The sequence below is a fragment of the Candidatus Pantoea formicae genome (assembly GCF_011752625.1).
Classification (GTDB): domain Bacteria; phylum Pseudomonadota; class Gammaproteobacteria; order Enterobacterales; family Enterobacteriaceae; genus Pantoea; species Pantoea formicae.
This window is the reverse complement of the sequence record NZ_VWXD01000008.1, coordinates 1-23,127: the sequence shown is the minus strand read 5'-3', so window position 1 is coordinate 23,127 and position 23,127 is coordinate 1. Positions and strand designations below refer to the sequence as shown.

The 23,127-nt window shown below is 47.8% G+C and carries 26 protein-coding genes; 15 read left to right on the top strand and 11 right to left on the bottom strand.

The features are described from left to right. From F3J38_RS20365 to F3J38_RS20335, 8 genes are all read left to right on the top strand, one after another. Entirely contained in the window at positions 1-513 is a 513-nt protein-coding gene (locus tag F3J38_RS20365; RefSeq protein WP_205298351.1) for a lysozyme, read from the top strand. Beyond that, complete coding sequence (locus tag F3J38_RS20360; protein WP_167141394.1) at positions 488-856, top strand: hypothetical protein; 369 nt, start codon at positions 488-490, stop codon at positions 854-856. Before F3J38_RS20365 ends, F3J38_RS20360 begins: the two co-directional genes overlap by 26 nt. Next, on the top strand, positions 741-1,061 hold the full coding sequence (gene lysC, locus F3J38_RS28490) for an Rz1-like lysis system protein LysC (RefSeq protein ID WP_444505527.1): 321 nt from the start codon (positions 741-743) through the stop codon (positions 1,059-1,061). Before F3J38_RS20360 ends, lysC begins: the two co-directional genes overlap by 116 nt. A 58-nt stretch (positions 1,062-1,119) precedes the next feature. Next, a complete protein-coding gene (locus F3J38_RS20355; protein WP_167141392.1) occupies positions 1,120-1,257 on the top strand; it encodes a hypothetical protein in 138 nt (45 codons plus the stop codon). 47 nt (positions 1,258-1,304) lie between these two features. Beyond that, the gene (locus F3J38_RS20350) at positions 1,305-2,489 is read left to right on the top strand and encodes a T6SS phospholipase effector Tle1-like catalytic domain-containing protein (protein WP_167141390.1); all 1,185 of its coding nucleotides are present in this window, start codon (positions 1,305-1,307) and stop codon (positions 2,487-2,489) included. A gap of 1,622 nt (positions 2,490-4,111) precedes the next feature. Next, a complete protein-coding gene (locus F3J38_RS20345) occupies positions 4,112-4,681 on the top strand; it encodes a terminase small subunit (protein WP_167141388.1) in 570 nt (189 codons plus the stop codon). After that, positions 4,668-6,140, top strand: coding sequence for a phage terminase large subunit family protein (locus F3J38_RS20340; protein WP_167141386.1), 1,473 nt, complete (start codon positions 4,668-4,670; stop codon positions 6,138-6,140). The genes F3J38_RS20345 and F3J38_RS20340 overlap by 14 nt, the downstream gene beginning before the upstream one ends. Positions 6,141-6,353: 213 nt before the next feature. Continuing rightward, positions 6,354-7,553 (top strand): DUF4055 domain-containing protein, encoded by a 1,200-nt coding sequence (locus F3J38_RS20335; protein ID WP_369411022.1) that lies wholly within the window; start codon positions 6,354-6,356, stop codon positions 7,551-7,553. A gap of 246 nt (positions 7,554-7,799) precedes the next feature. Here the strand turns inward: F3J38_RS20335 and F3J38_RS28140 are convergent, their stop codons facing one another. The 4 genes from F3J38_RS28140 to F3J38_RS20320 all read right to left on the bottom strand — a co-directional run bounded on the left by F3J38_RS28140 (position 7,800) and on the right by F3J38_RS20320 (position 10,920). Beyond that, positions 7,800-7,955: a hypothetical protein gene (locus tag F3J38_RS28140; protein WP_240156043.1), complete on the bottom strand. Its 156-nt coding sequence runs from the start codon at positions 7,953-7,955 to the stop codon at positions 7,800-7,802. 97 nt (positions 7,956-8,052) lie between these two features. After that, positions 8,053-8,913 carry a type IV secretion protein Rhs gene (locus F3J38_RS20330; protein ID WP_240156042.1) on the bottom strand — a complete coding sequence of 287 codons (861 nt, stop codon included), beginning with the start codon at positions 8,911-8,913 and terminating at the stop codon, positions 8,053-8,055. Between the two features lie 2 nt (positions 8,914-8,915). Further along, on the bottom strand, positions 8,916-9,905 hold the full coding sequence (locus F3J38_RS20325) for a hypothetical protein (protein WP_167141384.1): 990 nt from the start codon (positions 9,903-9,905) through the stop codon (positions 8,916-8,918). 799 nt (positions 9,906-10,704) lie between these two features. After that, a complete protein-coding gene (locus F3J38_RS20320; protein ID WP_167141382.1) occupies positions 10,705-10,920 on the bottom strand; it encodes a DUF2767 family protein in 216 nt (71 codons plus the stop codon). 614 nt (positions 10,921-11,534) lie between these two features. Here F3J38_RS20320 and F3J38_RS20315 point away from each other — a divergent pair. Continuing rightward, positions 11,535-11,720 carry a con-10 family general stress protein gene (locus F3J38_RS20315; RefSeq protein ID WP_167141380.1) on the top strand — a complete coding sequence of 62 codons (186 nt, stop codon included), beginning with the start codon at positions 11,535-11,537 and terminating at the stop codon, positions 11,718-11,720. 236 nt (positions 11,721-11,956) lie between these two features. Here the strand turns inward: F3J38_RS20315 and F3J38_RS20310 are convergent, their stop codons facing one another. Continuing rightward, positions 11,957-12,262, bottom strand: coding sequence for a thioredoxin domain-containing protein (locus F3J38_RS20310; RefSeq protein ID WP_167141378.1), 306 nt, complete (start codon positions 12,260-12,262; stop codon positions 11,957-11,959). A gap of 201 nt (positions 12,263-12,463) precedes the next feature. On the opposite strand from F3J38_RS20310, the gene F3J38_RS20305 reads away from it, so the two are divergent. Together F3J38_RS20305 and F3J38_RS20300 are read left to right on the top strand one after the other, a co-directional pair. Then, positions 12,464-13,867 (top strand): gp53-like domain-containing protein, encoded by a 1,404-nt coding sequence (locus tag F3J38_RS20305; RefSeq protein WP_167141376.1) that lies wholly within the window; start codon positions 12,464-12,466, stop codon positions 13,865-13,867. Next, positions 13,867-14,292, top strand: coding sequence for a tail fiber assembly protein (locus F3J38_RS20300; RefSeq protein WP_167141374.1), 426 nt, complete (start codon positions 13,867-13,869; stop codon positions 14,290-14,292). Before F3J38_RS20305 ends, F3J38_RS20300 begins: the two co-directional genes overlap by 1 nt. 41 nt (positions 14,293-14,333) lie before the next feature. Here the strand turns inward: F3J38_RS20300 and F3J38_RS20295 are convergent, their stop codons facing one another. From F3J38_RS20295 to F3J38_RS20285, 3 genes are all read right to left on the bottom strand, one after another. Beyond that, the gene (locus tag F3J38_RS20295; RefSeq protein ID WP_167141372.1) at positions 14,334-14,963 is read right to left on the bottom strand and encodes an Ail/Lom family outer membrane beta-barrel protein; all 630 of its coding nucleotides are present in this window, start codon (positions 14,961-14,963) and stop codon (positions 14,334-14,336) included. Between the two features lie 793 nt (positions 14,964-15,756). Next, positions 15,757-15,927 (bottom strand): hypothetical protein, encoded by a 171-nt coding sequence (locus F3J38_RS20290; RefSeq protein WP_167141370.1) that lies wholly within the window; start codon positions 15,925-15,927, stop codon positions 15,757-15,759. A 298-nt stretch (positions 15,928-16,225) separates the two neighbouring features. After that, positions 16,226-16,438 (bottom strand): DUF2116 family Zn-ribbon domain-containing protein, encoded by a 213-nt coding sequence (locus F3J38_RS20285; protein ID WP_167141368.1) that lies wholly within the window; start codon positions 16,436-16,438, stop codon positions 16,226-16,228. A gap of 382 nt (positions 16,439-16,820) precedes the next feature. Here F3J38_RS20285 and F3J38_RS20280 point away from each other — a divergent pair, with 382 nt between their 5' ends. Then, entirely contained in the window at positions 16,821-17,054 is a 234-nt protein-coding gene (locus F3J38_RS20280; RefSeq protein ID WP_167141366.1) for a DNA polymerase V, read from the top strand. Between the two features lie 365 nt (positions 17,055-17,419). Here the strand turns inward: F3J38_RS20280 and F3J38_RS28515 are convergent, their stop codons facing one another. Next, positions 17,420-17,512: a hypothetical protein gene (locus tag F3J38_RS28515; RefSeq protein WP_505538583.1), complete on the bottom strand. Its 93-nt coding sequence runs from the start codon at positions 17,510-17,512 to the stop codon at positions 17,420-17,422. 837 nt (positions 17,513-18,349) lie between these two features. On the opposite strand from F3J38_RS28515, the gene umuD reads away from it, so the two are divergent. After that, positions 18,350-18,772 (top strand): translesion error-prone DNA polymerase V autoproteolytic subunit, encoded by a 423-nt coding sequence (gene umuD / locus F3J38_RS20275; RefSeq protein WP_167141364.1) that lies wholly within the window; start codon positions 18,350-18,352, stop codon positions 18,770-18,772. Then, positions 18,772-20,034 (top strand): translesion error-prone DNA polymerase V subunit UmuC, encoded by a 1,263-nt coding sequence (umuC, locus tag F3J38_RS20270; RefSeq protein WP_167141362.1) that lies wholly within the window; start codon positions 18,772-18,774, stop codon positions 20,032-20,034. Before umuD ends, umuC begins: the two co-directional genes overlap by 1 nt. 1,874 nt (positions 20,035-21,908) lie before the next feature. On the opposite strand, the gene F3J38_RS20265 is transcribed toward umuC, so the two are convergent. Continuing rightward, positions 21,909-22,301 (bottom strand): YgiW/YdeI family stress tolerance OB fold protein, encoded by a 393-nt coding sequence (locus F3J38_RS20265; RefSeq protein WP_167141360.1) that lies wholly within the window; start codon positions 22,299-22,301, stop codon positions 21,909-21,911. Between the two features lie 415 nt (positions 22,302-22,716). Between F3J38_RS20265 and F3J38_RS20260 the strand changes: the two genes are divergently transcribed. Further along, a complete protein-coding gene (locus F3J38_RS20260; RefSeq protein ID WP_167141358.1) occupies positions 22,717-22,962 on the top strand; it encodes a hypothetical protein in 246 nt (81 codons plus the stop codon). A gap of 60 nt (positions 22,963-23,022) precedes the next feature. Here F3J38_RS20260 and F3J38_RS28395 read toward each other — a convergent pair. Next, positions 23,023-23,127, bottom strand: a 105-nt coding sequence (locus tag F3J38_RS28395) for an integrase core domain-containing protein (protein ID WP_167137164.1), incomplete at its 5' end; no start/stop codon positions are given.

Below are 23,127 nucleotides of genomic sequence, written 5' to 3'. Positions count from 1 at the left end.
ATGGCCATTTCACCATCCTTACGAAAACGTCTGCTGGCAATTGCCGGCGCAGGAGCGTTCACCATTGCTGCAACCTTACTGGGCGGAAAAAATGGGCTGGAAGGGCGCCGCTATACCCCTTACCGGGATGTGGCGGGCGCTCTGACCGTGTGTGACGGGCATACCGGTGCAGATATCGTGAAAGGAAAAACCTACACCGAGTCCGATTGTGACCGCCTGCTGAATACCGATTTGAAAGAGATACAGCAGGGGGTGGACAGTCTGGTGCAGGTTCCGCTTCATGAGTATGAGCGGGCTGCGCTTTACAGTTTTGCCTATAACATCGGGCTCACGGCCTTTGCCTCATCGACCCTGCTGAAGAAGCTTAACGCGGGGGATGACGTCGGAGCACGGAAAGAACTGCATCGATGGGTATTCGCAGGCGGGAAAAAGCGCACTGGTCTGATTAACCGCAGGGAGATCGAATTCTGGCTGTCCGGGGTGAAAGATGGTCCCAGTAACCAGCCGTTTTAAACTCACGCTACTGCTGGTTCTCATGCTGGTGGCCATCATTGCCGCGCTGGGGATTACCGTCACCGTACAACATGTCTCCGTGACTCAGCTTATTCACACAAACGAGCAGGTGCTGTCAGAAAAAAAGTCTGCTGAAGCAATTGCCCGAAACTTCATTAAAACGACCCTTCTCATGAATGACCTGGCGAGAGCGACTCAGCATGACAATCAGAGGCAGCGGGAAGAAAGTGAGCACAGGGTGGTGGTTATCAGGAGGCTGGTTAAAAGCAACGACTGTGCCGCTCAGCTTGTGCCTCCTGACGCAGTTGAGCAGCTGCGTGCGCACCGAAATCCGGCACGTTGATACGACTCCAAGTCCCATCCCGGCAGCGTTACTGGCAGATTGTCCGGTGCCTGACATACCTGAACCCTTTACCTGGGGTGACAGCCTTGTCCTGAATGAAAGACTGCTGACGTCACTGCTGACATGCAACAACGATAAAGCGGCTATCCGCGAGAGTGAAAAAATCCGAAATAACGGAAGGCACAAAGATAACCGTATAGAGTAACGGCGCTTTCGTTTGCTGATTTCACTTCCTCTTCCATATCCAGTCAGGTCCTAAAATAATGAATTCTCCCTTGAACAATGTTGCAGATCCGCGCGTTATCCGCATGGGCGTCTTTTTTGACGGCACAGGTAATAATGGCAATGCCTTAAAATTCAGTCCTGATGAACTTTTAATGTCACAAATATTTTTCGGTTGAACAAACATTACGGCATTTGTAACCCGGATGATGAATCGTCGTCCTACTTGAAAGTTTATGTTGAAGGTATTGGCACTCTGGACAATAAGGCGGACGATCTCTATTCCATCCTGACGGGTGATGAGGCTCTATTTGACGTGATAGGTTACGGTCCGGATTCAAAGATGGAACTGTGTCTTCAGCGTATCGAAAAAGAATTGATGCAGTTTCTGTCAGCACCCGGGTATGACAGTGAGCCTTTATGTATTGAATTTGATGTTTTTGGATTCAGCCGGGGAGGTGTGCTGGCCCGTCATTTTACTAATCTCGTCGCGGAAAATGATGAATCTTTGGCAAATATGTTGAGAGGTGTGGAAAAGAAATCTGATCGTGATTTTATTGATGCGCCTGTGGTGAATTTCCTGGGGTTATTCGATACGGTAGGGAGTTTTTTTGATAAGAGTGTTTTCGAGCATGAGTTTCATGACAGGATATACACCCGCAATCTGAAGGTTAAAGTGGACAAAAACGTTGCGCGAAATGCTTTTCAGCTTAATGCTATGCACGAGTGTCGTTATAACTTTGCCCTGCACTCGCTTCAAGTAAGTTTCCCGGAAATTACGATTGCTGGTGCTCACGCTGACATTGGTGGGGGATATGCTGAGGTTATGCGTGAAACCAAAGATATCAGTACTTACAGTATATATTTTCCGTTTAGCTACGCTAAAACCCGTGTGAACCAAAAACTGCTGATGCTTAAAAACGGAAAGATGGCGAAGCTACTCAATGAACCCTTCATTTATGTTGGGTCTGAGCGCTGGCGATGCTTCGCCAGAAATGTACGTACGGTAAAGGGGCATTTGCAGTTTGTTGCCTTCATTGCAATGTTGAAAGTGGCTGAACAGCATGGCTGTAAATTCGACCAGAATTACAGGTTGTATGAAAAGCTTATTCCGGACAATCTCATGCCTTACCTGAGTCATGTTGTTGAACTGGCGAAGAGGAGTTCTCGCGGAGATTCTGGTGAGATCGATATGTCTTTGATTGATGATATTGCTGCTGAATACGTTCACCTTTCTGCCTCATGGAACAGTTGTCTGGACCTGTACGGCGACATCAGATCGGATTCAAAATCATGCATGCCGGTTGAGCAAACAGTTATACTTCAGCAGAAAACGATCAACCTTGATGTGTTGAATAATTATCAACCGGACAGGCCAGATTGTAACTGGGTGCGAAAAGAATTCCTTTAAAACAAACGCTGATTTGAGCTGTTGCGGCATCTACCATGACTTTGTTTACAGCGCTACGCCACTCAGGGGGAATAAGCCAAACGCCTGGAACAAACAATGTTTAATATTTCTCCGCACTCGCAGTTCTGCCTCTGAATTACTTAGGTGGTCGAAGTAACAGCTAATATAAAGTTTACCCATTTGGGGTGACTGGAGGCAGATATGTCAGAACAACCAGATACAGATCCAGATAAAGTTAACCCTAAGCCGGGCGATAACGAACCGTTACCTGATGAAGGTGATGGCAAGCAGGATGATGGTAAATCATAACTTATGAGCCAGCATTAATGAGCCGCTTCTGGCGGCTCGTTTAAATTTATGACAACCGGTATCTTATCCAGTATGCGGCTGAGGATTCTTAGCGAACTTAAAGTTTGTAGGTGTGATTATAACGGCGAGGTCTAATCTTTTTAAATCCGCTTAGTAAAATAACTTAAAAATCAATTATAAGAATTAAAAAATAACCTCTAAAAGTGGAAATCACTACACCTTCAGAGGCGATGCAAAGCATCATTCGTTACTTGCGGCTATAACCGCGGCTCAAAGTTATACAACACGGCATCAATTGTACATTATTATTTTATTGCCTAAGGAACTCTTCCATAACTTGCAGCATTATTTCATAAAAAGAGCCTTGCCGATATTAGAGAGAATAGTTTAAGTTATTTACAGTTAAATCAATTCTTTAAGGTTTAAGTTTGTCAATGCAGAATGCTGAACTAATTAATTCCTAGGGAGTAAAATGCCTCTGTCAAAAGGCGTACATTGAACACTTAAGTTTAAATCGATTAAATTTAAATTTACCGCTTCGCTTTCTTTTGTGATTTCTTCTGCTATTAATATTCGAAACCAGTAGCAGTGAGGGGTAGGCTTTGTGAAAGAAAACGGATTTGATCTGGAATTTTACGTTGTTGAGATAAGAAAAACAGCCGCAGCTCATCAGTTGGGTCTGGGTCTTTCGGAAGCAAAAAAGCAGGTTGATTCTACCATACAGCATATGCGACTTAATCTGGGAGATGACAAATCTTACCAGGCACGTCAGTGGTGCACTTTACTGGATGCACTTAAGGCGTATAACCGTAACACCGTCGACCCCCGTTGGGCAAAAGTGATAAATCACGCCAATTTTAGAATAAAGAGTCGTCTACATACAGCCATTTACTATCGTAAGAGGTTGAGTGGGAATCGGTAATTAAAAGCAGTTGTTTAAAGTTATATCAAATCTGGTTTAGCGAAGTGACAATTCAGGTTCAGTTAAACTTCGGTACGCCTGTCTCTGGCTTAAGATTGACAGGATTCTTCTTGGTTATCGTAAGTATACTTTCGTTATGATACTCAGAGGTGGAGGATTAAATGTTTGAACAATCCTTTTTTTATAAAATTCAGATATCCTTCGATATTTCCCCAGGTAATGATCGGCCACTCGAAGATGATGATGACGCAGACACTGAATTTCCAAGTGAGGAGCCTCCTCGACCCTGATGTTCGAAACTCCTTAGTCCGTTATTGTGCTTTTATACGTTCTGAAAATATGATTAAAGTTAAATTATTTTTTGGAAGTTTTTCAAAGCGGCAGGCTTCGGATGTCACTCACTGAAAAACAAGACATGTTTTGTCGCGAGTACTTATTTGATCTGAACGCCTCGCAGGCTGCTATTCGGGCAGGTTACAGCCCAAAAACTGCTAACCGCATCGGTTCCGAGAACCTGTCAAAACCTGACATCGCAAAACGCATCATTGAACTTAAATCAGCGCGCAATGAAAGGGTAGACATAAATGCAGATTACGTGCTGCGCCGTCTGGTTGAGATTGATGAGATGGATGTGCTCGACATACTGAAGGATGATTGCGGACTCAAACAGGTCCACGAGTGGCCTAAGGTGTGGCGCACAACTCTGAGCGGTCTGGACGTGCTGACGACCATCACCAATTTCGACGAAACCACCACTGAAAACATCCTAAAAAAAATTAAGTGGCCGGACAAAGTGAAGAATCTGGAGTTGCTGGGTAAGCACATCGCCGTGCAGGCCTTCCGCGAACAGTCCACTCATGCGCTGACGGGCAAAGACGGTGGCCCGGTTGAGGTTAAACTGCTCTCCCGCGAGGAATACCGGCAGGCGCGCCGGGAAATGCTAGAGGATGACGACTGCTGACTACAAGACCGCTGCAAGGCACATAGAGTGCGAAGAAGACGTGATGTACTTCGCCCGCTACTTCTTCAAGCAGCGCACCGGCAGCAGGATGATAGTCGCGCCACACCACCAGGTCATACAGCAGACGCTGGACCGGGTCATTGATGGCGAGATACCGCGCCTTATCATCAACGTTCCACCGGGCTACACCAAGACTGAACTGGCTACCATCAACATGATGGGCCGCGGGCTGGCGCTGAACCGCCGCGCCCGCTTCATGCACCTCTCGTATTCCCACAACCTGGCGTTACTGAACTCATCGACCACGCGCAGCATCGTTAAGTCGTCTGCCTATCAGGCCATGTGGCCGATGGCGCTGCGCGATGATGCCGACAGTAAAGCGATGTGGTGGACCGAATACGGCGGTGGGGTCTACGCCTCCTCTGCGGCAGGCCAGGTTACCGGCTTTCGTGCCGGACATATGGAGCCTGGCTGGCAGGGCGCGCTCATTATTGATGACGCAGTAAAGCCTGACGACGCCTACAGCGAAATCATCCGCGACGGGGTCAACACACGCTTCAACGAAACCATTCGTTCCCGTCTGGCCATCGAGACCACGCCAATCGTGGTTATCATGCAGCGCATTCACTATCACGACCTGAGCGGCTACCTGCTGCGGGGCGGCAGTGGTGAGAGCTGGCACCACCTGAACCTGCCTGTGCTGATTGATAACAGCGAGGCCTATTCAGCGCAGTATCCGGAAAACTCACACGCGATACCGATCGAACATGGCCTGCCTGACGGCTGGCTGTGGCCGTACAAGCATAACGAGTCACACCGTGTCTCCCTGTTTTCGCACCGGCGCACCGCTGAAGCGCAGTACATGCAGCGACCGCGGCGATTCAACGCCGAAGGGGCACTCTGGACTGAAGCGATGGTCTCCGGCGCACGTGCGCTGGATATCGCACTGCAGCCATCGCGTAATGTTGTAGCCATCGACCCGCAGGCCACCAACAGTGAAGAGAGTGACGAAACCGGTATTGTCGTGGCGAGCAGCTATGGCCGCGGCAACGACAGGCTTTTCTCCGCGGATGCAGACTACTCCGGCAAGTACTCACCTAACGGCTGGGCAAAGCGGGCCATCCGGGCATATGAAGAGCATCACGCTGAAGCGATAGTCATTGACACCAATCAGGGCGGTGACATGGCCGAAGATACGCTGCGTAATGCAGGCTTTCGCGGGCGCATCATTCGCGTCCATGCCAGTAAAGGCAAGTTTGCCCGTGCTGAACCTATCTCCGCTCTGTATGAGCAGGGCCGGGTGGCCCACCGTGGCAACCTGTACCAGCTCGAGAACCAGCTGCTGGCGTATGTACCCGCCACGGCCAGAAAATCTCCCGACCGCCTCGATGCGCTGGTCTGGGCCATTACCGAACTGTTCCAGCCGAAAGGCACTACGGTCCGTTCCTTCTCTGCATAACTGAATACCACCATGAGCAACGACGTCCGCAAGCGATCGCCAAAAATTGAGTCAATGGCCGGATGTTGGCCCATGATCACCGCACTCCTGGGTGGCACAGCCGCCATGCGCCTCGCGGGCAAAACGTTCCTGCCCCGATGGCCCAATGAAGAGGACGCGTTCTATAAGAACCGCCTGGCGGTGGCCACGCTGTTCCCGGCGTTCTCACGCACGGTGGAGGTGCTCAGCGGCAAACCCTTTCCCCGCCCGGTGACCTGGGATGAAAAGGTCGTGCCGGCGCGCATCCGGGAGATGTTCACGGATATCGATCTGCAGGGCACCAACCTGCATTCCTTCCTGGCGGACATCTGTGAAGAGGCCATGGCTTACGGTCTCTGCGGCATTCTGGTTGAGCATCCACCAGCGGATAAGTCACTTTCACTGGCGGAGGAGCGTCAGCGTGGACTGCGGCCATACTTCGTGAAGGTGGCGGCCAACAGCCTGCTGGATTATGACTCCGAACGCGTAAACGGTCAGGAGACGTTCACCCTGCTGCGCTTTGTCGAGACCGTGAGTGAGCGTGACCCTGAAAACGAATTCAGCGTCAAAGACATCGAGCAGGTCAGGGTGCTCAGTCCCGGTCGCTGGCGTGTTTATCGTGAGAAGCGCAATGAGACCACAGGCGCGGTTGAGTGGCAGATGCACGAAGAAGGCACCACCAGCCTGAAGAAAATCACCTTTGTCCCTGTCTATGGCGACAAACGGGGCTTTATGAACGGCAGGCCGCCGCTGGCGGAGCTGGCCTGGCTTAACGTCGAGCACTGGCAGTCCCGCAGCGACCAGCAGACCATTCTGCATGTCGCCCGCGTGCCGGTACTGTTTGGCAAAAAGCTGGGCGATGCGCCCATCTCGGTGGGCGCGGCCTCGGCCATCATGTCTGAGGAAGACGATGCCGACCTGCGTTACGTCGAGCACACCGGTAAAGCCATCGAGGCGTGGCGCACTGACATCCTCGACCTCGAGGAGAAGATGCGCCAGATAGGTGCGGAACTGCTGGTGATCAAACCCGGCCACCGCACCGTGGTGCAGACACTGGCGGATAACGAAGCGGGTACCAGTGCCCTTCAGCGCATGGTGTGTGACCTTACTGATGCGACCCGGCTGGCCCTGCAGTATCTGGCGGAATGGACGGGCGAGGCATCCGGTGGCCACGTCACCATCTTCAGTGACTTTGGTGCCACCACGCTGGCTGAAGCCTCTGCAGATTTTCTGGTGGGCATGCACAAGGCTCGCGCCCTGTCAGACGAAACCCTGTTTAACGAGATACAGCGCCGCGGCCTCATCAACAGCGAACTCCGCTGGACGGATGAGCAGGGGCGTATCCGCGCCATGCCGCCACCCGTAACAGACAAGCCGGCACCCGACCCGGCTTAACCCTCTCAGGCCTGTGCTTTTGCACGGGCTTTTTTTATTGCCGACCGCTGCGGATGCAGCGCGGCGCCACGAGCCGGATGGCTCTTACCCGGTTGGATGTCCAACCGGTCTCTTCGCCCGTTGGCTGCAGCTGCACCTTCACGGCATAGTTATCTGGGTAATAAGCAGTGACAGTGCCCTGTCGCGTCCCGCTTTCGCCTGCCTCACTCTGGCGCGCCGTGGCCGCCATGATATTCAGCAGCGCCCTCACCGTTCGGCCGCCAGTGCCGGGCTGTGATTTTTACCGGACAGATGCATGGTGTAGCCGGTTTCCCAGCTCAGCGTACGTCGCACCCGATCGCAGTGGTAAACCTGGTCGAACGGGCTGTGCGTGCCCTCAATACGCACAGGCGTATCTGGCATGAGCAGGTTGTCACCTGCGGTTGAACCGCTGAATGTCATCTCGTGCTGGACTATCGCTGGTAAATCGACTGTGCCAGTGCAAGGGCATCCTCAGGCGTCAATCCGTTACGGATGACCCTGTAGACCTGCGTCTCGGACCTAGCTTTTCCGGGTGCGGTGTTTTTTTTGGCCGCGGGTAGGACACCATTAACTGCTTATTTTTGCGCTTCGCATTCCAGCTCAGGACTTCAACCGTCACGCCTCTGGTAATGGTCAGTGCGCGTGAAAATGACAGGTCGTCTGAGTGATTGCACTGTGGATACGCCTGCACGCCTGGTGGCTGCCAGCGGATAACATAACTGTCATGAGTGGAAAGGCTACGCTTTGGTCCAAAGTGTAGGCTGTCACCCTCAACAGACACTGATAAGTTCTCTATTCCCGCCAGCGTCGTGATGAGGTCCCACTCGGTCTTCTCTCCCGTCAGGTGCGCCGTATCAATCTGGTAAAATTCACCGACCCGCTGCGTCGTTGCGGTGACAATCGGCTTCAGGCCGTGACGGTGCGCCAGCGTTATAGCTATCTGGGAGCTGGTCATGTTTTTGAAGCTCTCACCGGGTGTCTTTGTATCAATCAGCTTTGCGGTGAAATCGCGGCCCTCCGCCGAAATTTCAAACCGCGCCGGTTCGTAATGCCAGGTATCGATGTTGCCCGTGATGTGCCTTTTCTCGTCCACGCCTGACTGGGTGATGATCGAGATGAACAGCTCAACCCGAATAGTCGTCTGGACCGCCCACCAGTTCAGCAGCTGCATCGCCGCCGGCAGTGCTGAGATGGCCAGCGTCAGATCAAACGTCCCGGCGCCGCGAAAGGCATTGCTCTCGACGCTGAATGATACAAATGGCACGTCAGTGCCGTTTAAAAGACAACGCCCGCTGACATAGCGGGCGCTGGATTCAATGATGGGATGGTTAATATCCATAGCTAACTCGTCGGGCTGGTAGGGATGTTCAGGGTGTGAATGCCGCTTAATTGCGGATCGGACAGGTCATCGGCATCAGCTATGCTGGTCCAGAGTGACGCGTCGCCATACTGTTCTGACGCCACCTGATAAAGGTTACCACCCGACAGCGTCACCGCCCGGACGCCCGAAGCCGTCTGGCCTGCGTTCACGTTTTTATTCAGCCGCCCCAGCACGTCCTGCAGACGGTAAAGAGAAGGAATGCGCGTGGTGTGATCTAACTGCAGGAGGAGATTGCTGACGGTACTGGCAATGGGATTGCCTGGCACCAGGCCGCCCAGTGAAGTAATTTCACCTGCAGCGGCTTCCAGTAGCGCAAGCTCATGTTGAATGATGTTACGGGCAGCAATCAGCGGTCTGACAACCGCCTGAATCTGCACGACCGTGGCATGGGCAATGTCGGTGACCTGCTTAACAGCCTGATGCAGGTCTTTAACGGCCTGCGTAACGGCATCGATGTTAATCAGATTAGCCAGGCCCAGTGCACGGCCAAGGTCACTGTCGATCAGCCCCCGCAGTGCGCCGGTCAGCGCATCCACCTTATCCGGGGAGCCATCATTGCTGACGACGGCCACCTCAATGGTGTAAGGCCGCCGCCAGACAAACTCATAGACCGGGCTGAAGGCAGTGATCACCACGGTAAAACGGTAGTCATCCAGCGTCAGCACCACTGGATGCCCGGCATCCCGCATCCGTTCAAGAGCGCTGACGCGTTCACCCGCCTGCGATCCGGTGAAAATGCCAGACCAGGTCAGGGGGTCATATTCGGTACCCAGCACATCGATGATGCGCCGACCACCTATCAGTTGATGCTGCACCGTCTTCTGTATGCCGGAGATGGTCATGCGTTCCGGAACTTCTAAATCCAGAAATTCAAAACTGCCCAGCACCAGTCGTGTGACGGTTGGATCGATGCCTTGTGCGAACTGCGTAAAGGAATTCAAAAGAGACATCCAGCTTTACCTGTAACAGAGTTCGTTGACTCAGAGGTGCTAAGACCAAAGCCGTTCATAAAGATGACTGCTCAACAAAACATAATGAGCTCATGTTTAAGAAATCAAATGGTTTACATTATGGTTAAGATACTGATGCATAAAATAGAACCGCTGCAGTTTTACCAGCCACTTAAATATCTAAATGAAAAAAAAAACGGAGAGGAATTCGTCTTTTGGCCCTACCTGACAGTTTCGATCTAAGGCGGCGAAAAATACACAAGTGTAGCCGAATCCATCATCAATTCTGAGCTATGAAAAGAGGTTGATCATTTATGAATAGGCCTGATGTGTGAAATGATGTAACGTCGAACATCCAGCATCATTTTAATAGAAAGGGTTAACTGTCCTCTGCTTAAGTAAGGTCAGTTAGGCGCTCAGTGACATAACTGAGCCAGCTATAAGTAAGCAATGTCTGTCACGACTCATGAGAAATCAAGCTTAAAGACCATGCTAAATTGCTTTTGGTCGATGTCACATCACGCGAACAAACTTTTAGTTGTTGCGACGTCAAAGTAACGAAATGATTTGATTCGAGGGTATGCTGCATATTTTTTTCGATCAAATTAGCCACTGACGCCTCCATTCTCGCCATTTAAAATGGCATGGTAATATTCGATGAGATGTTGCATTGCTCATACAATAAAATGCTTGATTAAAAATCAACAAGTTAAAATCATTACAGCGTGATAGCCATATGAATTAAGATCACCAATCAGAGTAGCATCTCAACAATTTCAAGCATAAAAAGCTGAGCTCCTTATACTGGATGTTCAAGTGACTCAATTGCCATTCTCATGGCCAGATGCTCCTCACCTGTCAGCAGTTTATATCGTGAAGCCAGTTTACTTATCTCCTCAACTAATAACTTGCGACTTGTTTCTTCTCCACGCGCGGCTTTCTGAATGGCGACCTGCCCTATGATCTGGCATGCGTCGTCGAAATTCCGCTCAAGCTTTTTACTCAAAATAGACACACATTTCTCTCTAAGATGGGAGGACCATGACTGAGTAGAGATTGAATCAATGCGCATCAAATTCCAATAGGAAAAACACATTTTTTTATAAAAAAATTGCACTTCTGCAAGTGCCGACTAAAATGAATATTGTTACGAAATCCATTTGTTATTGAGCCTTTCACCCCCCGTTTCTATAACGGGGGGCTTTTTTTGCCATGGCTTAAAATCGATTTTCTTAGGTTATTATTTAATTTAGAACAAATTAATCAATCTTTACTTTTTAGAAGTGCATTGTGATTCATCATTTTTACCGCTTCGCATGCTTATTCCAGTATACAAACTATAGTTATTTAGCCTTTAGTAATACCTGTGATGATGCTGCTGTGAGTTAAAATTTTAGGTTCAGAATTGTGCCAGCCCGGATACCCACCAGTTCCGGGCACTTTTATCCTCGAGCCTAACTACTTCCTACACCCCCCATACACACTGACATCTAAAGCAACGCCAATTCATTGATTTAAATCAATTATTTCTGTTGCTATTGTTATGGAAAAATCATAGTTCTCGAATAAAATTTTCTTTGCAAGTGGCTGGTCCTTAAATCTTATGGAACCCTGAAATGAGGTCTGACTATGAATGAACCAAAACGCAGAGGTGGCGCAGGAAACTTCGCCAACAATCCGGAACGAGCAAGAGAAGCTGGTAAACGCGGAGGCCGAGCCAGTGGAGGCAACTTCAAAAATGACCCTGAAAGGGCCGTAGAAGCAGGAAGAAAAGGAGGCAGCGTCAGCCGCCGCCCGTCTAATCCGTCTGCCTGATTTGCTAAGGGATCGCTTGCCAGGGAATGGCACTTGAAATTTCCCACTCAACCATAAGATCGATTCACACTTCCTACAACGCCTTATCTACTGCTGTATTCAACTTTTCATTACAGCCCCAGAAATAACGCGGTCAGCAATGAACGTTGTTGGCGAGCCTGAATACTAGAGCCTCCTCAACAACTCCCTGTTCAGATCGGTGTTGTGATACGTACCTGGACTGAACTTATTCAGCCTCACTCCAGCAATGCGGAGCGCGGAGTGAATACGCGCATCATCCGCCACTCCGAATAGGCCATCAGCGCTTGGTAGAAAGCATGGAATTTCTCTGGTTGCTCAGGCCAGACCGTCAGGGCCATTCGTGTAGCCGCGGTTGAGGCTTCAGTACCATACGAAAGTAGCTTGTAGGTGACGGCAACCTGGGTGTACGCCTTGAGCAACTTATCAAGGCTGCGTTCGAGTTGTTTGCAGTACATACAGTCGTAATTCACGAAGGTGACAATCTTTAATACCTGGTGCTCGGCCCCTACCACGGGTGACATGTGGTCGTTCAGTAATTTGTTATGAAGCAGAGCCTCCACCTGAGCCGATCTCGCAGGTGTCGATACCCAGATATACGCTGCTGTCGCAGCAGTGAAAATGGAAGGCACGATCGTCTGGGTGCATCTGCAGTAGTTTCTGCACTCAGACTAATAATTTCAGTCATGGCCACCCGAACAGGTGGTGATTTTTTAGGAGACACTATGGATCGTCAGATTGTTTATCCGGGCGCCATTCCGCTCGAAACTGACCTGCTTAACACCAATAAGTTTGCGATGATCGGGCTGGCGAAACTCGCTTCCGCCATTCTCGGCACTGATACATGTATGCAGGGGTTATCCTGTAAGCCGGCTATCATGCCGCCAATGGATATCGTTATCGGTGAAGGGCAGATCTACAGTCTGCAAAATGCGGACGGAACACCTTACTCCTCTCTGGCGGAAAACAAGATGGCCGTCCTGAAGCAGGGTTTAAAAGTGAGCCTGGAAACGTTCAGTCTTACCGCTCCGTCCACGCCCGGGCATAGCATTAACTACCTGCTTAAGGCTGCCTATGGAGATGTGGACTCCGGGCCGGTTGTGCTGCCCTATTACAATGCCGCAAACCCCGCCGTGGCTTACAGCGGTCCGAATAATGCGGGTAACGCTCAAGCGACAGTTCGCTCCGGTGTATGTGTGGTGAGTAAAAAAAATGGTATTTCTGCTGCCACGGGCTCGCAACTCACCCCCATACCTGATGCTGGTCACGTGGCAGCCTGGGTGATCACCGTTCCCTATGGAGCAAAGTCCATAGATACAACGTTCATCACTCAGGCATCCAGTGCGCCCTTTCTGCCCGCAGATGGGCTGGTGTCAGCCATTCAGCAGGGGAAGTTAACTCAGGGTATGGATGCGGGGTCTGTTAACAATTTTAAAGTGCAATTCAACCCTGCAATTAAATCTTTAACAGATGGCATGCGTGTTTGTTTTCGAGCCAAAACTTCAAACACGGCATCTTCTACATTATTAATTGATAATTTGTCTCCTTATCCTGTTGTCACTAGTACCCTAAACGAACTCCAAAAGGACGATGTGATGAAAGGTCAGCTCATTGAGGTCGTATGGAACAGTGAGGCAACTTCATGGGTTCTGAATCAAGAAAGTTATACACGTGCTGAAAGCGATAAGGAATTTCTCTCTAAGAAGGGCGGGGAAATAGATGGAATTCTGGAAATTTCAAAAGGATTACAAGTAGGTGAGTGCAAACTACTTCCTGACGGTAATATCGAAGGAAAATGCTGGGGCAGAGATAACCTCAAAGATAAAAATCTACTCACGTGGCTTGGATCTCAGACCCAAATCTCAGGCAATGAACACGCCTGGATTTTTTCTGATAGAAACTCCGGGCTATTAATTCAGGGAGGATTAGGTAAAAGATTGAAAAGTATTACCTCTATAAAATTTCCAGTGCGCTTCCCTCAGGACTGTTTATCCATACAAATAACTTTCAAAGGTGGTTCAGGTAAAAGTAAATGGAATGGAGTGATTCGAAAGATGGGTTGTGATTTTTTTGAGGTATTTCTAGGAAGTAATGAAAATGAATTTTACTGGCAGGCTTTGGGATATTAATGATGACATTCGTTTACAGCATTAGCGCAAATGCATTTTTTATTATGGATTTAAAAGGACGATACCAATCAAGCAACAGCTGGCCAGATGATGTGAAAGTCATTAGTGACGAGATATGGCAGGCATTTACAGTCCAGCCAGCAGCGGGTAAACGTATGAATGTCAGCAAGGCTGGTGTTTTTAGCTGGAAAGTTTTGTTAGAAGATGCTCTGATTATGAAGGAAGAAGAAAAAATATGGCTTAAACAATGCTTACTCGAACAGGCAGAAAGGGAAATCCGCCTTTTAAGTGTGGTCCAGGGTGTATATGGTTTAAAAGAAAGTGAGAAATGCAGGGTGACGGCATTCAACAAATATCTTGCGGATCTTTACAGGTACGATCTGAAAAAAAGTGACTCGGCAGATTGGCCTTCTTTTCCTGAATAAAACTTGCATAATGCCCACCCTACACGGGAATGATACAGATATTAGAAACGATATCCTACATCGATGAACTCACTACGCACCCGGTGTTTTTGCTTATTGAATGTAGCCTGAGAACTTTCATATCCAATCGCAATTGCGATCTTTCTGGTAGCATCAAATTTCAAACCCGCAGCGTACGCAAACTGATTTGAAGAGTCAGATCCGTTTTTTTGTAGTGACTTGTGATCTGGACCAAGTTTTAACGAGTTATCCACTTTCGTATGAGACACACCTGCCATCGCAAAAACACTAAATCTCTCATCTATACGATAACTTGGACCAATTAAGGCGGAATAATATTCTGCATTCCTGTCTAATCGGTGTTTTAATTTGTATTTCTCTATATATTTCTGGTTTTGTTTTGGTGAGCAATTTTTATTATAGCGTTGGCATGCACGATATTCACCTTGTTGGTCATTATTAAGCGTCGTAATTGAGCCCACAACCCCCCACCTCGATGATGATTCATACTGAAATTTGAAGTTTAAGCCCTGAATATCACCATAGTCCTTAATGTTACCTTTCTGAAGGCCCAGAGACAGCGTATGATAGTTATGAGTATCATAAGCCATAGCCTGTGAAGACAATAAAATACTTGCAATCACGGGGTTTAAAATTTTATTTAATTTCATGTCATTTCCAAGTGAGTGGTTTAATATCTTTCTTCCGATGTCTAAATAAAGGGGATAATATCCCAATGAACTTTCATAAAAATGATTTTTGTTAGGCGAATTGTCAGTTGGTCATTTAACTGAATAGGGGTTGCTTTTTCATGTCTCAAACAGTTGTCTTTGAAGACAATTTTTAGTCTGGTCAATTAATTTGGCAGTTTTTATTATCGAGATGGACAGTGGGAAACTGGACTAAACCACAGTGGTTTTAGGAGTATGGCAGCGGTGGCAAAATACACTAAATCGTTGCTATTGGAGGAGTGTTACTTTTCAGGAAGGTATTGCACTCATCTATCAAGAAAAACCTGTTAAAATAAGACATGAATCATTTAAAATAAATCAGTGTAGACTTTAGGTAATTGCTATCGAGCGTGTAGTCGGCAGCCACTATATCCTTTAAAGACCAGCAAAAGGACGGTAGTGATGAACTGCATCATGGTCGTGGTTAGCCAACAAGGTGGAAGAAAAAAAGCCCGGATGGATTTCCGGGCGGCAGAAGGTATGCCTTAAATTGATGGCGTCCCGTTGGGAACGGGAACGTGACCAGCTTAGTATGCAACTGAAAAATTGCCAAACCGAAAGTAATAAGAGCACAGATTGCTTTTAACTGCAGTCTGTGGGGAGTGTGTCTTGATAATCTTTTATAATTATTTCTGGCCTGTAATGATGAGTCGAATCACCAAAGTAGGGAAGTTGGCTTTTCCTGCATAACAAACACACTCATACGGTAAGCACTGTAGTCAAAGGGTCTGTATTAACTCTGTGGTTGTCCGACCGGGCCCTTACCTAATGGCCCACCAGGTACCGACTCATTACTTGGGGCATGTGGGCGGCCATCGTTACCTACCGCAGGGCTTTCATGCTGACATCCGGCCAGTGTAATCAAGCTCGCTACGATGAACATCCCGCCTAATAAATTTTTCATTGTTTCCTTCCCATGGTAATGCAACGATATGTTGCTAATTAAGCGTAGAATTAATATTTAATCTGTCAAAGTTCATCAGTTAAATTAATTTTTTATTTTAATTTTGGTCAAACCCAATTAAGCCCTTTCCATAGGGCATAAAGTCGCTTACCAGAATATTTACCGTTCAATGCGACATCATTCCTGCTGGCAGTGAAGCATCGCCTTAACGATAGTGCTTTTGAATCGCATGGCAGATAACCTGTGATAAGCAACACAGGTGAATGTTAGTGTTTCTGATGAATTCTTCTCAAGATATTTATTCACCAGTTATTCTCTGCTTCATTTCACGCTGGTGCTTATGATAGTCCTCGCCACACTCAGCGGAACAGAAGGCAGTATTAGCTACTATCGGCTCATCAGTGCACCAGATGCAGTTACCATTTCGGCTTACCAGGCGCGGCTTACGGGCAGACAAAGAGGCCGCTAAATGCGCTTCTTCACGTTCCTGAGCCAAATCCACATCATCCATAAATCAAAATCCTTGTTGTCGTTTAGTTAGTTAATGAGGACTTGTGAGCCTCAGTTCTGTTATGCCATGCCATTTAGTACACGACTACTCAGCATAGTTCATTTGTTCAGGACAGTTGGCTTAAGGCTGGATGATTACGATATCCTCTGTTTTCTTGGGCTATGCGAATGAAATGATTAAAGACATTGTCATCGACAGTCTTGCGAGCCAATAGCGGCACATTTATGTCCTTCGTTTTCCAGCCTCTCCCCATTCGAAACCTAGTCTGCTCTTAAATTACTCTAACAATCAACCTCCTTCCAAACATCTAAACGGAACGGCTTGAACCGCCTACCTAACTCAATAATACTGTATGCACAAACAGTATTATTAGGGGCGTAAAATGCCACGTGACTACGAAATTTTGATGGCCTTCAGGCAGGCGGTAAAACGCGATGCACTTGGGCGCTACACAATCAGCACCGCTGACTTCGTCAGAGAGCTTGAACGACTCAACTGGCACTACACGTTACGCGCCGCAAACAAGTGGATCGAGATGCATACGACGACATTCCGCGACATCTCTACCAGGGAGGGTGAGGAACGGGTGTTCCAGCTCTTCAATCCAAATGGCTAAGCCGATAAGATCTTTAAGTTCGCAGGGAGTGATGCTCTGACAAAAAAAGCATGAACCAGAATTAAGTCCAGTTCATGCAGAGTGCTGACAACTGCTTTTTTATTTTTTTTACCCGCCCGGGTGCGTCGAGTCACCAGGGCGTGGATCCCCAATGGGTTTGTGCCAGAAACACAATTATCATAACTAACATTGTCGTGACGGCTGGTATGATCAGGTATCGCATATTCAATCTCCTGTCAGTCTGAACACAAGAATTTGAATCGATGACACCCTTCTGCGTTCATTAACAATCGTTGAGCCGAAGAACCTTCTTAGCAACGAATTACCCTGAAGTTTCGTACCTGCAAGACGCAGTGTCAGGCATTTCAGAACCAGTTCAGATGCTTCGACAAGCCTATTACTAACACTGCAATGGCCACAACATTCAGTACGACAACGAATTTTGGTGAAACATCCATAAGTCACCCCAGTGAAATTGATTGCATCAGAACAGGTGGGCTGTTTAAAAGCCGGTATATGCCATTCGTCATCCCAACGAAATGGACGCACTGCCGTGATAGTCAATCACCCACAGAGCGTAACACTTCATTTTCACGTCCTTGAGCACATACTTTTCTCGCAAAGTTTAGTGCACTTCACACCTATCTAAAAGCGGAGCCGTATTTTTAATTTGCTGGCTTTTACACAGGGTAAAAAGAGAGGGGGACCTTAGGTGCGGTAACGCTGCTCAATTGATTGTCCAACCACTCTGGAGGTTGATTTGTAACCGAAAATTCTCAAGAGGTCTCTGTCAGATAACGGGAAAATTTTCATTTTGAGTTTAGGGTGGTATCGGGCTGATGAGTATAAAAAAAGCCCGCATAAAGCGGGCTAAAAGCAGTGGCCAAGGAATGTCTCTCTCGATTGAAACGCATCCTGTTTGCTGTGCTGCCAGTTAATGACTGGCACACATACCTTAGAACAATTAACGCAGAGTGGTAGGATGTGTTAAAAAAAGCGATAAAGCTCCAGTAATTTCCAGTAAGTCATTTAAATGACTGGATATCAATGCAATTTTAAGGTACTTAACCGAAGCGGCTGTGATTGAACTGGAATTTTATCGGGGGGAAATTTCATCAGGTTCGCGCGCAATTTCGCTTAACGCACCTCCGGTCAGCCATACTTACCTTCCCGCACTTCCCGGTTAAATTACCTTTCTTACCAACGCTTTCTCAAAAAGACGCATCGGGCGACTTGATCGATCGTGCTGTTTGCAATTACTGTTTATATATACAGTAATTATCAGGATCATCATTATGGAGTTTTTCAGACCCGCGGAAATCCGCGCCGTGCTAGAGCTGCCGCTTTTCATTGCCCGCGTGCCCTGTGGTTTCCCGTCACCGGCACAGGATTATGTTGAACAGCGGCTTGACCTCAATAGCCTGCTGGTCAGTCATCCCAGTTCGACCTATTTTATCCGGGTCAGCGGCGACTCCATGACTGAAGGCGGGATTAACGATGGCGATATGCTGGTGGTCGACAGTTCTGTCAAAGCGGAGCAGGGTGACATCATCGTTGCTGCGATCTCCGGAGAGTTCACGGTCAAACAGCTGATGCTCAAACCTTTCCTGCACCTGAAGCCGATGAATGCGGCACACGCTATTATTCCCATACCCGATCCGGACCAGTTTGAAATCTTCGGCGTGGTAAGACATTCCATTAAGACGATGGGTCGCTAATGTTTGCCCTCGTGGATGTGAATTCGTTTTACGCCAGCTGCGAAACGGTGTTCCGTCCTGACCTGCGCGGCAAGCCTGTTGTGGTGCTCAGTAATAACGATGGTTGTGTCATCGCAAGGTCTGCAGAGGCCAAGGCCATCAATGTTCCCATGGGGGCGCCTTACTTTAAGCTTAAAGACGAGTTCCGACGGCATAAAGTGCAGGTGTTCAGCTCGAACTATGCCCTTTATGCCGACATGAGCAACCGGGTCATGACCACGCTCGAGGATATGGCGCCGTACGTTGAGATTTACTCAATCGATGAGGCATTTCTGGACCTGACAGGTGTTCGTAACTGCCACGTGCTGGAGGATTACGGCCGTCTGATTCGTGCCCGCGTTAAGCAGGAGACGCATCTGACCGTGGGTGTAGGCATCGCGCCCACTAAGACGCTGGCCAAACTCGCCAATCACGCGGCAAAAAAATGGACGAAGACGGGTGGGGTGCTGGACCTGTCGAATATTGATCGCCAGCGAAAGCTTATGGCCCTGGTAAATGTTGAGGATGTCTGGGGTGTGGGCCGCCGTATCAGCAAGAAGCTGAATGCGATGGGCATCGTCACCGCCAAAGACCTGTCAGAGCAGAGCACTTATATCATCCGTAAACACTTCAACGTCGTACTGGAGCGAACCGTCCGGGAGCTGCGCGGCGAACCCTGCCTAGGACTTGAGGAGTTTGCACCCACGAAGCAGCAGATTGTGTGCTCACGATCGTTTGGTTCCCGCATTACGGAATATCAGGATATGCGCCAGGCGGTGTGTGCCTACGCAGAGCGGGCGGCTGAAAAACTGAGAAGTGAACGGCAGTACTGCAGACAGATAGCCGTATTTGTGCGCACCAGTCCACATGCGGTAGGCGAGACATTTTACGGTAACCAAGCTATGGGCACGCTGATGACACCCTCAAATGACACGAGGGACATCGTGCGTGTGGCCATGGAGTCACTGGACCGCATCTGGCTGGATGGGTGCCGTTTTATGAAAGCCGGCGTTATGCTCGGGGACTTTTACAGCCAGGGCGTTTCCCGGCTCAATCTCTTTGATGAATTCAAGCCGCAGGCAAACAGTGAAGCGCTGATGCGCGTTGTTGACGGCCTTAACCAGAGTGGAAAGGGGAAATTATGGTTTGCAGGACAAGGCGTGCAGAAGGCATGGGCTATGAAGCGGGAAATGCTGTCGCCGGCCTATACCACCCGTTTGTCGGACCTGCCCGTTGCGAGATGACATTTTTACTAAATCCTCTGCAGCGGTTAGTGCCCACAAGCTCAACATGTTATGTGGTCGAGTTTCAGGGGCGAACCTGCATTATTGATGAGCAACTCCGACCGGGAGATGGGGATACTGTTTTGCTGGATATGTCAGGGATGTATGAGTGGGGGAACTTTTACAAAAATCCGCACCGTGTAATAACGGATGAAGGACTAATTCTGGAAGAAGATTTGCTCGAAGAGGTAGCTATTGTAGGTGTTGTGACGCATGAGGTCTTAGTCATAAGAGGGCAAGAAAGTTCGCCAATCTGATGCAGAAAATAAATGCCCGGGAGAGTCCAGTCACCCGGGCGGCATCAATTTATGCCAAACATTTCCAACAAGAGTTGTGTCGTCTACACAGGGAAGTAAAAGGCGACCTATTGAAAATAGACTGGAACTGATTAAACGCTAGCGAAGCGGCAATAAAGTGTGAGATCAGTTGATGTCCTGACGTTAAATAATGACTGGAAGTAGGTGGTTCAGTCTGGGGTACCGGAGAGATCAAAAGACAGACGCTCACAACGTGTGATAACTCATTTCGGGTGGGTGATCCTATGCCATTAACTGAATTGATTCGACGCGAGCGTTTACAGCATGAAAATAGCCTTTTAATGAACTGTACAGGCATTATAAAAAAAAGCACAGGATGCCCTTGAGTTCAGCCTGTGCGGAGAGTGTCTAATAAACATTTATCTTTTTTATTGTGCAGCCATGATAAGACGTTTTACCACATCATGGAAATCCATTGTGCCAGTACCAGAAAAATTATTGATAGCAAAAGCACAGTAGTTATTGCAGGAATCGTCAGGTTTCTCATATGGACCTGTTTTCTCGTTAAAGGAGGCATTTCATTTACAGACAAATGTAGACCATGAATGAAAAAAGATCGCACTGCGAGTGAGTGAATTGCGGGAAACTGTGGGGTGACAATCGTAGTTTCTGGTTTGAGACACCAAGCATTCAACTGTAAGCAATGATTCCACTATTGACGCGTGCGTACACAAAATCAGCCGCCAAGCAGTAGCGACTCTGAAATTAATGTTGTTGTGCATAAGGTAACTGCCTGAAAACAGAATCCCATACAACATTTTCATTGTCTAACGGTCAGTTCAAGTAGTTCACTTCACGCTTACAAAATGCACTGGTACGGAAAGAATTCTATTAAAAGGCTAAATCCTCATCAGTTGATGCAAAGCGCTCACTGTCTGTAAACTATTTCTGATGCTGATAACCCCTTTAAAACCTTGCAATATGCTTGTTATAAATTTACTACAGGATAAAAAACATAGGCATATGAGGAACACCCATTTAAAAGGAAAGCCCGGAGCTGGTGGCGAGCCGGGCTTGCACAAACAGTGCGAATAATGATCAAACGGAGTTTTATCGATATCACAGGAAAGTGGTAGCGATGAAATTATTTTAGACCGGAATAGTGGGATTGCATGCGAAGCGGTGAGATTGAGCAATGATTAAATATTATTTAAGTTTATAGCTATTTTTTGTGACAGCTGATCCTAAACGGACAGAGCCCTGACACTTTAAACTATTCGGCTTTAGTGATTGAAGTTTTCTCTCCCTTCGTAGCACGTTTAACAATCAAAATCACGTATTCAGTTTGGACAGTCAGATTAGCAGTGATTGAGTAACAGTTATGCCATTATGTAATCCAAGGCATCTGGCAGGAAGAAAGGGCGCTAATTGAAAGTCTTAATGAAATTATCCGGTGAGCGGATAGTTTTAGGCTGGGAAGTAAAAGTTTTTGTGGATAAACATTTAGTCATTTAGTTTTGACTTTTGTGAGGCTGCTCAACCCTGCCCAGAACTGCAGCAGGGCCTCTCGTATGCTAATTAAGGTTCATCTATCCGTGTAACTTTGAGAAGAGCACTTTCGCCTTTGCCAGAGACTTTACCGCTGACGCGGACCTTATCCTCAGCATTGTAGGTTTTGCCTCTGAAAGCAGCGGGAGGTGCATCGATGTTTACAGTCCCTGTGCTGTCACGGAACTGATAGGTATCGCCCTCGACCTTTTTAACAATATAGCCTTCCAGCGTAGCGTAGCCACTTGGTCTGAAGTCTTTGATGAGCTTCACTGGCGTTTCTGCGGTGTCCTCCGATCCTTTGTAGCCAGCATCTTCTTTATGCTGCGTAGGTGGGATTTTCCCCGCTTCGAATCCGCCAGTTTCAGCATAGGCCCCGAAGCTTAAAGGCAACATCATCGCTGCCCAGGCAATTTTATTCATCTCACTCTCCGTTGTGTTCAGGTGTCTTCAAGCCTGGCACAACATCCGAAAAATGTTCACACAGATAATAAAAATGCTGAGCGATATTTTTAAACGAAGCGTAATAAAGTGCTCATATATAAGCAATTGCCCGAGGTTAACTCGTCCCTTTTTTTAGCGAATGCCGCATTTCTACAACAAGTCATTGTTAATGAACCAAGCTGTATGAATCTTGAGAGACGTCTACCAACCTTTTTTTGTGGATCAATCTCTCAAATCTGAATATAAGACAATCAATTTAAAAACTGATTTTATATTACGACTAGAATTAGATGAAAAATGAGTTCTCTACAATTACTATTTCTTGCCACTGGCAGTTTCTTCATGTCATTAGGTTGCATAGTCCTTATCTTATCCTACTTTAAGAAGAGGTTACATGACAAGTTTTGATTTTCAATTTTACACTATAAGTGCACCGGAAATTGATGGGCGTTGCACTTTGCACCGTGGAGAATGTCCGATGTTACCAGCAAGAGAGAAAAGGCTTTTTCTCGGTTCGTTTGTTTCTGCACAAGCGGCATCTCAATATGTTATGACTCAGAACCATTACTGGCACCTTACCGAGTGTGTATTTTGCATGAGTAAAAAAACTGCCCCTGAGGGTGTCAGGTTTTTAAAATAAAGTTATTAATTTTGACCCTGACCCCGAATATGATCCATGCATAATCAGGAATAACCGGCTTCAGGTTGGTTGCTTATTCTGGCAACCGGCAGATTTTTCGGCGAATTCGAATGGGGTCATCCAGCCCAGCGCAGAATGGGGACGACTCTGGTTATAGTGTATGCG

Bases quoted from the DNA above. Each gene is read 5' to 3' on its own strand.
- F3J38_RS20300 (WP_167141374.1), top strand. From the start codon at position 13,867: ATGATGACATTCGTTTACAGCATTAGCGCAAATGCATTTTTTATTATG.
- F3J38_RS20345 (WP_167141388.1), top strand. From the start codon at position 4,112: ATGTCACTCACTGAAAAACAAGACATGTTTTGTCGCGAGTACTTATTT.
- F3J38_RS20340 (WP_167141386.1), top strand. From the start codon at position 4,668: ATGACGACTGCTGACTACAAGACCGCTGCAAGGCACATAGAGTGCGAA.
- F3J38_RS20315 (WP_167141380.1), top strand. From the start codon at position 11,535: ATGAATGAACCAAAACGCAGAGGTGGCGCAGGAAACTTCGCCAACAAT.
- F3J38_RS20290 (WP_167141370.1), bottom strand. From the start codon at position 15,927: ATGAAAAATTTATTAGGCGGGATGTTCATCGTAGCGAGCTTGATTACA.
- F3J38_RS20310 (WP_167141378.1), bottom strand. From the start codon at position 12,262: ATGTCACCCGTGGTAGGGGCCGAGCACCAGGTATTAAAGATTGTCACC.
- F3J38_RS20260 (WP_167141358.1), top strand. From the start codon at position 22,717: ATGACAAGTTTTGATTTTCAATTTTACACTATAAGTGCACCGGAAATT.
- F3J38_RS20325 (WP_167141384.1), bottom strand. From the start codon at position 9,905: ATGTCTCTTTTGAATTCCTTTACGCAGTTCGCACAAGGCATCGATCCA.
- F3J38_RS20265 (WP_167141360.1), bottom strand. From the start codon at position 22,301: ATGAATAAAATTGCCTGGGCAGCGATGATGTTGCCTTTAAGCTTCGGG.
- umuD (WP_167141364.1), top strand. From the start codon at position 18,350: ATGGAGTTTTTCAGACCCGCGGAAATCCGCGCCGTGCTAGAGCTGCCG.
- F3J38_RS20365 (WP_205298351.1), top strand. From the start codon at position 1: ATGGCCATTTCACCATCCTTACGAAAACGTCTGCTGGCAATTGCCGGC.
- F3J38_RS20360 (WP_167141394.1), top strand. From the start codon at position 488: ATGGTCCCAGTAACCAGCCGTTTTAAACTCACGCTACTGCTGGTTCTC.
- F3J38_RS20285 (WP_167141368.1), bottom strand. From the start codon at position 16,438: ATGGATGATGTGGATTTGGCTCAGGAACGTGAAGAAGCGCATTTAGCG.
- F3J38_RS20305 (WP_167141376.1), top strand. From the start codon at position 12,464: ATGGATCGTCAGATTGTTTATCCGGGCGCCATTCCGCTCGAAACTGAC.
- F3J38_RS20295 (WP_167141372.1), bottom strand. From the start codon at position 14,963: ATGAAATTAAATAAAATTTTAAACCCCGTGATTGCAAGTATTTTATTG.
- F3J38_RS20280 (WP_167141366.1), top strand. From the start codon at position 16,821: ATGCCACGTGACTACGAAATTTTGATGGCCTTCAGGCAGGCGGTAAAA.
- F3J38_RS20355 (WP_167141392.1), top strand. From the start codon at position 1,120: ATGAATTCTCCCTTGAACAATGTTGCAGATCCGCGCGTTATCCGCATG.
- F3J38_RS20330 (WP_240156042.1), bottom strand. From the start codon at position 8,913: ATGGATATTAACCATCCCATCATTGAATCCAGCGCCCGCTATGTCAGC.
- F3J38_RS28515 (WP_505538583.1), bottom strand. From the start codon at position 17,512: ATGGATGTTTCACCAAAATTCGTTGTCGTACTGAATGTTGTGGCCATT.
- F3J38_RS28140 (WP_240156043.1), bottom strand. From the start codon at position 7,955: ATGCCAGATACGCCTGTGCGTATTGAGGGCACGCACAGCCCGTTCGAC.
- umuC (WP_167141362.1), top strand. From the start codon at position 18,772: ATGTTTGCCCTCGTGGATGTGAATTCGTTTTACGCCAGCTGCGAAACG.